The organism is Mesorhizobium sp. M7A.F.Ca.CA.003.01.2.1, assembly GCF_003998945.1.
Classification (GTDB): domain Bacteria; phylum Pseudomonadota; class Alphaproteobacteria; order Rhizobiales; family Rhizobiaceae; genus Mesorhizobium; species Mesorhizobium ciceri.
The window spans coordinates 1-1972 of record NZ_RZRA01000995.1; the positions used below are offsets into that span (position 1 = coordinate 1).

The 1972-nt window shown below is 69.2% G+C and carries 2 protein-coding genes; both read right to left on the reverse strand.

Features of this window, described 5'->3' with window-relative positions:
• Window positions 1-42: 42 nt before the first annotated feature.
• Window positions 43-1356 (reverse strand): cobyrinate a,c-diamide synthase, encoded by a 1314-nt coding sequence (locus EN969_RS28760; RefSeq protein ID WP_063168248.1) that lies wholly within the window; start codon window positions 1354-1356, stop codon window positions 43-45.
• Window positions 1353-1972: uroporphyrinogen-III C-methyltransferase (gene cobA / locus EN969_RS28765; protein WP_127419612.1), on the reverse strand; the 620-nt coding region annotated here is incomplete at its 5' end. The genes cobA and EN969_RS28760, both read right to left, overlap by 4 nt.

A 1972-nucleotide genomic window follows, 5' to 3' on the forward strand; every position in this document is an offset into this window, starting at 1 on the left:
GGCCTGCCGTGGTGAAAGGGCCAGATTCCCGAATTTCATGCTCTAGCCCCTCGCGATCGCATGGAAGAAGGTGCCGCTGACATGGCCGCGCCGGTAGCCCGAGGCGCCGATCGGATTGCCCTGGCCGTCGGCAAGGTCGGCCAGCGGCTCGTCATTGCCGGTGGCCGTCATCTGCGCATAGTGGAATTCGTGGCCCCGGATCAGCGCGGCCTGTGCACCCAGCGGACAATCGGCACGCAGCCGCGCCTCGCGGTAGCCGAGGTTCATCTTGCGCCTGGCGAAGCTGGTGGCATGGCCGAGCAGGCCGAGCATCGCATGCGTTTCGCCCGACGCGTCCTCCAGGGCTTCGCCGAGCACCATGAAGCCACCGCACTCGCCATGGATGGGCTTCGTCGCGGCGAAACGCGCCATGCCGGCGCGGAAAGTCGCGGCGGCGGCGAGCTTGCCGGCGTGAAGCTCGGGATAGCCGCCCGGCAACCAGCAAACGTCGCAGGTCCCGTCGGGCGCTTCGTCGACGAGCGGCGAGAACGGGACGATTTCCGCACCCGCCTTGCGCCAGTAGGCGGCGACATGCGGATAGAGGAAGGTGAAGGCGGCATCCTCGGCCAGCGCGATGCGTTGGCCGGGCGGCGCCAGCGCGTCGTCGAAACCGCCGGGCGCGGGGGTGAGGGGCGTCGCCAGGGCCATGATCGCATCGAGATCGAGCGACTTTTCCGCCATGTCGGCCAGCCGGTCGAGATGCGCCATCAGGTCGTCATATTCGCCAGCCTGGACAAGGCCGAGATGCCGCTCGGGCAGGTTCAGAGTGGGATCGCGCAGGATGGCGCCGACGACCGGCAGGCCGATCGCCTCGATGGCCTCGCTGCACAGCTTGCGGTGCCGCTCGCTGCCCAGCCGATTGAGCGCGACACCGGCCATGCGCACGTCAGGATCATAGGTGGCAAAACCCTTGGCGACAGCCGCCGCCGTGGTCGACTGGCCGGAGACGTCGAGCACAAGCAGCACCGGCAGGCCATAGAGCCGCGCCAGGTCGGCCGCCGAGCCGGTTCGGCCGGGAGCCGCGGGTATCCCGTCGAACAGGCCCATGGCGCTTTCCAGGATGACGAAATCGGTGTCATCGGCGGCTTGCGCGGCAAGGGCGTTGAGCAGCGATGGCGGCATCGCCCAGCTGTCCAGATTGACACCGGAGAGGCCCGTGGCGGCGGTGTGGAAGCCGGGGTCGATATAGTCGGGGCCGGATTTGGCGCCGCGCACCTTCAGCCCGCGCCGGGTCAGCGCCCGCAGGATGCCGATGGTGACGCTGGTCTTGCCGGAGCCGGAGCGCGGCGCGCCGATGATGATGGCGCGGGCCGTCATGCTTGCCCCGCCAGGGCCGCGCGCATGGCAACGATGCCGCCAACGACGATCAGCGCCGGCGAGGCCAGACCGGCGGCCGCAGCTTCCTCGGCAATGGTGGCGAGCGTGGCGACGACGGTCCGCTCCTGCGGCGTCGTCGCGGCGACGATTACAGCCGCCGGTGTCGACGGCGCCAGCCCGCCATCGAGAAGGGCGGCTGATATCAAGGGCAGATTGGCCATGCCCATATAGACGACGACAGGCTGGCCGGTGCGGGCGATCGCCGCCCAGTCGAGATCGTCATCGGTGCCGGCGGCGTGGCCGGTCGCCAGGATCACCGCCTTGTTGATGCCGCGCATAGTGGCGGGGATGCCGGTCGCGGCCAGCGCACTGAGGCCCGAGGTCAGGCCGGGCAGGACGCGGAACGGGATACTTTCCCGCGCCAGCGCCAGAGCTTCTTCGCCGCCACGGCCGAAAATATAGGGATCGCCGCCCTTCAGCCTGACGTCGCGGCGGCCTTCGCGTGCGAGCCGGACCAGCAGGGCGGTGATGTCGTCCTGTTTCATCGACGGTTTGCCGCCGCGCTTGCCGGCAAAGAAAAGCTCGGCATTCTCCGCAACTGCGACAATGTCAGGGG

Bases quoted from the DNA above. Each gene is read 5' to 3' on its own strand.
- EN969_RS28760 (WP_063168248.1), bottom strand. From the start codon at position 1,356: ATGACGGCCCGCGCCATCATCATCGGCGCGCCGCGCTCCGGCTCCGGC.